The sequence below is a fragment of the Dethiosulfatibacter sp. genome (assembly GCF_983023055.1).
Genome location: NZ_CEZJXU010000107.1, coordinates 1 through 6,371, shown reverse-complemented (window position 1 = coordinate 6,371; position 6,371 = coordinate 1). Strand labels below are relative to the sequence as shown.

Annotated in this window: 7 protein-coding genes, 1 pseudogene and 1 riboswitch; of the genes and pseudogenes, 7 read left to right on the top strand and 1 reads right to left on the bottom strand. The window is 36.6% G+C overall.

Annotation, left to right across the window (positions count from 1 at the left end; all coding sequences use genetic code 11):
- The coding region (locus tag AC3AX0_RS05395) for a 2-C-methyl-D-erythritol 4-phosphate cytidylyltransferase (protein WP_487549284.1) at window positions 1-271 on the bottom strand (271 nt) is incomplete at its 3' end.
- 164 nt (window positions 272-435) lie between these two features.
- On the opposite strand from AC3AX0_RS05395, the gene AC3AX0_RS05390 reads away from it, so the two are divergent.
- The 7 genes and pseudogenes from AC3AX0_RS05390 to AC3AX0_RS05360 form a co-directional block, all read left to right on the top strand.
- Window positions 436-1,344 carry a LicD family protein gene (locus AC3AX0_RS05390; RefSeq protein WP_487549283.1) on the top strand — a complete coding sequence of 303 codons (909 nt, stop codon included), beginning with the start codon at window positions 436-438 and terminating at the stop codon, window positions 1,342-1,344.
- A gap of 11 nt (window positions 1,345-1,355) precedes the next feature.
- Window positions 1,356-2,171: a glycosyltransferase gene (locus AC3AX0_RS05385; protein ID WP_487549282.1), complete on the top strand. Its 816-nt coding sequence runs from the start codon at window positions 1,356-1,358 to the stop codon at window positions 2,169-2,171.
- Window positions 2,172-2,214: 43 nt separating this feature from the next.
- On the top strand, window positions 2,215-3,054 hold the full coding sequence (locus tag AC3AX0_RS05380; RefSeq protein WP_487549281.1) for a beta-keto acid cleavage family enzyme: 840 nt from the start codon (window positions 2,215-2,217) through the stop codon (window positions 3,052-3,054).
- Between the two features lie 4 nt (window positions 3,055-3,058).
- Entirely contained in the window at window positions 3,059-4,171 is a 1,113-nt protein-coding gene (locus AC3AX0_RS05375) for a DegT/DnrJ/EryC1/StrS family aminotransferase (RefSeq protein WP_487549280.1), read from the top strand.
- Between the two features lie 46 nt (window positions 4,172-4,217).
- Window positions 4,218-5,087 carry a glucose-1-phosphate thymidylyltransferase RfbA gene (rfbA, locus tag AC3AX0_RS05370; RefSeq protein WP_487549279.1) on the top strand — a complete coding sequence of 290 codons (870 nt, stop codon included), beginning with the start codon at window positions 4,218-4,220 and terminating at the stop codon, window positions 5,085-5,087.
- A 113-nt stretch (window positions 5,088-5,200) separates the two neighbouring features.
- A riboswitch (Lysine riboswitch) is annotated at window positions 5,201-5,378 on the top strand.
- Between the two features lie 120 nt (window positions 5,379-5,498).
- A complete protein-coding gene (gene kal, locus AC3AX0_RS05365) occupies window positions 5,499-5,882 on the top strand; it encodes a 3-aminobutyryl-CoA ammonia lyase (protein WP_487549278.1) in 384 nt (127 codons plus the stop codon).
- 184 nt (window positions 5,883-6,066) lie between these two features.
- Window positions 6,067-6,371, top strand: a pseudogene (locus AC3AX0_RS05360) (DUF4153 domain-containing protein); the annotation flags it as partial.

The following is a 6,371-nucleotide window of genomic DNA, read 5'->3' as shown; positions in this document are numbered from 1 at the left end:
GGGCATAGTAGATGCTTAAACGCCTGTTTGAACCATTTTTGGTTAAGGCGGTTATCTTTGGGTATGATTCCACTAGGTTGTTTTTGAAGCTTTGGCTTATATGTTTATCGTTTAATGCTACTATGATTTCGTCAATGGAAGAATTTTCTTGGAACTTTTTGAGCGTATGTTCAAGGACTGTTTTATTATTGACAACGATATATTGCTTTGGTATTTCGTTGTTGAATCGTATGCCTGATCCACCGGCAAGAATAATGGCTATGGTTTTCATAATGCCTCCTGGATTTTCTTATTATATGTTATCATTAATAAAGTGGATGGTCTATTAAAAGTGAAGGTTTATATTGGAATTATTGGTAAAATGTAATAAAATTAATGTATATGTTTAATTCAATTCAATACAATAATCAACATAATAACAGTGGAGTATGGGATATGAAAAAATTACGAATGAAAACAGTTTACAATGATTCGGCCAGAAGCGCCGGTCTTAAAAAAATATCGCCTGATGAACTTAAAAGACTGAAGGATATATTGCTTGAAATCGCAAATGATGTGGATGCTGTATGTGAGAAGCATGGACTGAAGCTTATGATGGCCTTTGGTACTCTTTTGGGTGCGATCAGACATGATGGGTTCATTCCCTGGGATGACGATATGGACTTTATGATGCTGAGGGATGATTATGAAAAGCTCATTGAAGTTTTTAATGAGGAGCTGGGTGATGGATATATATTACAGGTTCCTAGAATCGAGCCCAATGCTTGCTTTGGAAGGATGAAGATAAGGAAGAAAAACACGTTGTTTCTTGAATATGAAACAGAGGGGCTTCCCATAGACAAGGGGATTTTCATTGATATAGCACCTCTGGACAAAATACCTGATTCAACGGTTAAGAGAAAACTTCATAATTTAACTTTCAATTTCAACAGGCAGGTTACCATAGCCACTGCTTTCTACAAGTACCCTTCCAAAAGTCTTGATAAGGTTATAAAGAATAATATGACTGCATATTCGATTATGAAAGTCAGGAAGATAATCGGATTTTTATTTTCTTTCAGAAAAACGGGAAACTGGAATATTAAAACGGATGAAATTGCAAGGAAGTACATGAATGGTAATTCAGACAATTATTCGGATATTTACAAGAACAGAGGCTATTATTCAAATGTATCTAACTACAATGATTTGTTTCCATGTATCAAACATAAATTTGAAGACAGAGAATTTTATCTACCAAAAAAATATGAATCAATTTTGACTGAACAGTATGGAGACTATATGAAAATTCCCGATGAAGACAAGAGAGAAATACACTATATCGTAGACTTGAAGTTGGAGTAGAGGTAGAATTTATGAAATTTTCAGTATTAATGGCTGTATATATAAAGGAAAAGGATGAATATTTTAACAAGGCGTTGAAAAGTATAACGGAACAGACTCTCATGCCGGATGAAATTGTAATAGTCAAGGACGGACCCTTGACTGATTCTCTGGGAAAAATCATTGAAGAATTTATGGAGTCCTATCCCGGCTTGTTCAAGATTGTTGGTTTGGAACACAACCAGGGCCTTGGAAATGCCTTGAGAACAGGTATTCTGGAGTGTAGAAATGAATGGATTGCAAGAATGGATTCAGATGATATTTCCAAAGATGACAGGTTTGAAATTCAGGCAAAATTTATAGATGAAAACCCTGAGATTGATATTGTCGGGTCCGATATAATTGAGTTTGAAGACAATATTGACAATGTGCTGGCTGTCAGAAGGGTTCCTTATGAATCGGAAGATATTGTCAGGTTTGCACATTTAAGAAACCCGTTCAATCATATGACGGTGATGTACAGGAAAAAAGTTGTTGTTGAAGCGGGAAATTATCAGGAATCTAAATTGAATGAAGATTACAATCTGTGGGTGAGGATGATAATGAAGGGTGCCCTATGTGCAAATATTGAAGATTTCCTGGTATATGCAAGAACCGGCAGAGACATGTACAAGAGACGTGGCGGGTTCAAGTATGCATTGTCCGATATAAAGCTACAGAAGTATTTTCATGAAATAGGGTTCAATGGGTTTTTCAGGATGCTTTTCAACATGGTAATAAGAACCTTGGTCAGGATAACACCAAATTTTTTAAGGGAAAAGATATATATATCAAAATTGAGAAAATAAAAATCAAGGAAACGCAGAACAGAATTTGCGTAGAGTGAGATATATGAAAAAATTGATTATAAATCTGGCTCCTACTGGAATGGTGCCTACAAAGGAAATGACGATCCATGTACCTGTAACTCCTGAAGAAATATTTAACGATATTGACAAATGTGTTGAGCTGGGTGTTTCAATGGTTCATCTACATGCAAGGGATGATGTGACTGGAAAGCCTACATATAAAAAAGATGTATATGAGCGGATTATATATAAAATCAGGGAAAAGTATCCTGACCTTGTCCTCGTTGGTTCAACCAGCGGTAGGAATTTTAATGAGTTTGGGAAAAGGTCCCAGGTTTTAGATATAAGGGGTGATTTAAAACCTGACATGGCTAGTCTTACCATGGGCTCCATGAACTTCATGAAGGACAGCAGTCTAAACAGTCCTGAAATGATTCAAAAGCTTGCGTACAAGATGCTGGAAAATGGAATTAAGCCGGAAATTGAAATATTCAGCATTGGAATGCTTAAGTTTACTCAGTATCTTATAAAAAAGGAATTGCTCAAGCCGCCATATTATATTAATGTTCTTGTAGGCAATATAGCTACAATGCAGGCGGACCTGCTGGATATTGGCACCGTGAAAGCAAGCTTGCCTGAGGATTCTTATTTCTCGATTGCAGGACTTGGTAAATGTCAGAGGAATATGAATATCCTTGGGATTGCAATAGCTGACGGAGTAAGGACAGGTGTTGAGGACTATATATGGATGGATTCCAGTAAAAAGGAACTTGCGACGAATTACAAGCTTGTAAAAAGAATAAAGGATGTTGCCGACATTATGGGAATTGAGCCTATGACATCGGATGAATTGAGAAATATTCTTGGTTTGGAAAGAGGGTGACTAAATGGAAAATGGATTTGAAAATCCAATATATGTAACCAGACCTCTGTTGCCTGATCTTCATAAAATTAATGAACGTCTGGGTAAGATATGGGAAACAGGTATACTTACGAATATGGGAGGACAGCACAGAGAACTTGAAGGAAAGCTTTGTGAATATTTGGGTTGTGAAAATATAACACTTTTCAACAATGGAACCATAGCCCTTATGACAGGTCTTAAATCACTAGACATAAAAGGCGAGGTCATTACTTCTCCCTTTACTTTTCCTGCTACTATACAAGCATTGGAATGGAACGGATTGAAGCCTGTATTTTGCGACATAGACCCGGTATCCATGACTATAGATGCCGAGAAAATTGAAGGACTTATAAACGAAAATACTTCTGCAATCCTTGGAGTCCATGTATTTGATAATATCTGTGATGTAAAGAGGATTGATGAAATAAGCAAAAAATACAATCTCAAAGTTGTCTACGATGCAGCCCATTCATTCGGGTCCATCCACAATGGTGTACCTATATGGGAATATGGAGATCTGTCCATGTTCAGCTTTCATGCAACAAAGCTTTTTAATACAATAGAAGGTGGGTGTATCATATCAAAGAATTCTGATATAACAGACCGACTTGATATGATGAAGAGTTTCGGAAGGAATAGTGATGTACGAGTTGTCGATTGGGGTATAAACGGTAAATTGAATGAAGTCCAGGCGGCCATGGGTATTGAGGTATTAAAGCTTGTTGGATTGGAAAAAGAAAAAAGGATTAAGGTATCAGAAACATATAATTCTATGCTAAGTGATGTTGAGGGAATAAGGATTGTGACGAATGCAGACATGAATAAAAGCTGTCAATATCTGGTGATTGAGATTGATGAAGATAGATTTGGTAAATCTCGAGATATGGTTTATGAAACATTGAATTCCGGTAATGTATTTCCCAGGAAATATTTCCATCCTCTTTGTTCCGATGCAGAGTGGTACAGGATGGATTACAGCAAAAATGAATTGAACCATGCCCGGGTTGCAGCAGAAAGTGTTCTTGCTCTTCCTTTTTATGGAAGTCTCTCTAGTGAAGATGTGGAAAAAATATGCAGGATCATACTGAACTGTTGATAACTTTGAAAACAGAACGCAAATAATATGAATTGGAAGTGTTTAAATGAAGGGAATAATACTAGCAGGTGGATCTGGAACAAGACTTCACCCAATTACTAAATCTGTAACGAAGCAGCTGTTGCCGGTATATGACAAGCCAATGATATATTATCCCTTGTCGGTACTAATGCTGGCAGGCATAAGGGAAATAATGATTATAACATGTGAAGATGACCTACATTCCTTTAAGAAACTCTTGAATAATGGAAGCGAGTTTGGCCTTTCCATCGAATATGGTGTACAAAAGGACCCCAAGGGAATAGCGGAGGCATTTATAATAGCAGAGGAATTCATAGATGAAAGCAGTGTTTGCCTGGTTCTTGGTGACAATCTTTTCTATGGAACGGGCCTGGTGGAATCCTTACAGAGGGCAAGGGATAATAATAAAGGCGCTCTGATATTCGGATGTTATGTCAGTAATCCCAGTGAATTTGGTGTAGTGGATATTGACGACCATAACAGAGTATTGTCCATTGAGGAGAAGCCGGAAAAACCTAAATCAAACTATGCAGTGCCAGGACTGTATTTTTACAATAACGAAGTAGTTGAGATAGCCAAAAATATCGAACCTTCAGATAGAGGAGAGCTTGAAATAACTGCTGTAAACAATGAATATCTGAAAATGGGACTCCTTGATATTGAAATTCTAAGCAGGGGAACAGCATGGATGGATATGGGAAACTGCAAGAGTCTTCTTAATGCTTCCGTATTTGTTGATGCTATTCAGAGTAGGCAGGGATTATATATTGCCTGTATTGAAGAAATTGCATATAGGATGGGTTATATAGACAAGGTGCAGCTAAGGAATTTGGCTGACAGTATGATAAAAACCGAATATGGGAAATATCTTGAAATGATTTATGAAACTCAATGATTAAACTTTTTGAATTTTAAAAAAGGCCTAGTTTTTACGGGTTATTAACAATTTATTTTTTAACGGGGTTGAACTTAAGATGTTTTTATAGTATCATTATTAAAAAGAATAATACATAAATCAGAGGTGCGATCATATGGTAGTTTAGGATGTCAAGAATGGAACATTCAATGCCGAAAACGAAGGGTATGGTTGCCGAAAGAATACACAGGTTCATGTCTGTATTCTTGGTGAATGAAGGGTACACCTGAATCACTGTCATAGCGATATTTGTGGAGAGCTGTTTATGTAATGGATGATTATTTTGATTTTTCATTGCAGAAGGTTTGATTGAAAACCAGCACTGGAAATCATCCAGTGTTTTTTTATATTTGTTTTGGTAAAAAAAATATATTTAAGAGGAGAAACAAAATGAAATCAACTATTAGAATTAGAATGAGTTCCCATGATGCTCACTATGGAGGAGGTCTGGTTGACGGAGCCAGAATGCTTCAATTGTTTGGAGATGTGGCAACAGAGCTTCTCATCATCAATGACGGAGATGAAGGTCTTTTCAAGGCGTATGACAGCGTTGAATTTATGGCTCCAGTATATGCAGGAGACTTCATTGAAGCGACAGGTGAAATAATCAAAGTTGGAAACACTTCAAGAAAAATGGTTTTTGAAGCAAAAAAGGTTATAGTACCAAGACCTGATCTTAATGATTCTGCAGCTGATGTTTTGGATATACCTGTAATAGTGTGCAAGGCAAGCGGTACCTGTGTAGTTCCAAAGGATAATCAGAGAAATAGCTAAAGAGGAATGCTGCAGCTAAAAACTGTATGAGTTTAAAATAATGATGAAGACGCTGGCAAACAGTGCGAAACTATAATGAATAGAGGCAAAAACATCGGATGAGTGATTTCAACCGGTGTTTTTTATATAATGATTTCCACTTTCTTTTTTCTAGGGTATAATAGTTTATAAGGAAGGTGATTTAATGAAACTTTATGATAGATTCAAAGCCGGAATCCAAGGGTTTTCAGATGCCGTTGGAAGGTTTCCTCTGACAGCAGCATTTCTCATTGCAGTAGCAATACTCAATGGAATGATGATAAATGAAGGGGATTTTGATTACGAAAAATATCTTGTGACCTTAATCGTAGGAGCATTTCTCAGCATAGTGTTACAGATGGCATATGAAAGGTTTTATACAAAAAGTATTGCAAGGATAATGTTCATGGTTCTTACACTTTTATTGACATTTGGATATTATCTGACAATCTTGAATGTTCCAGAGCTCAG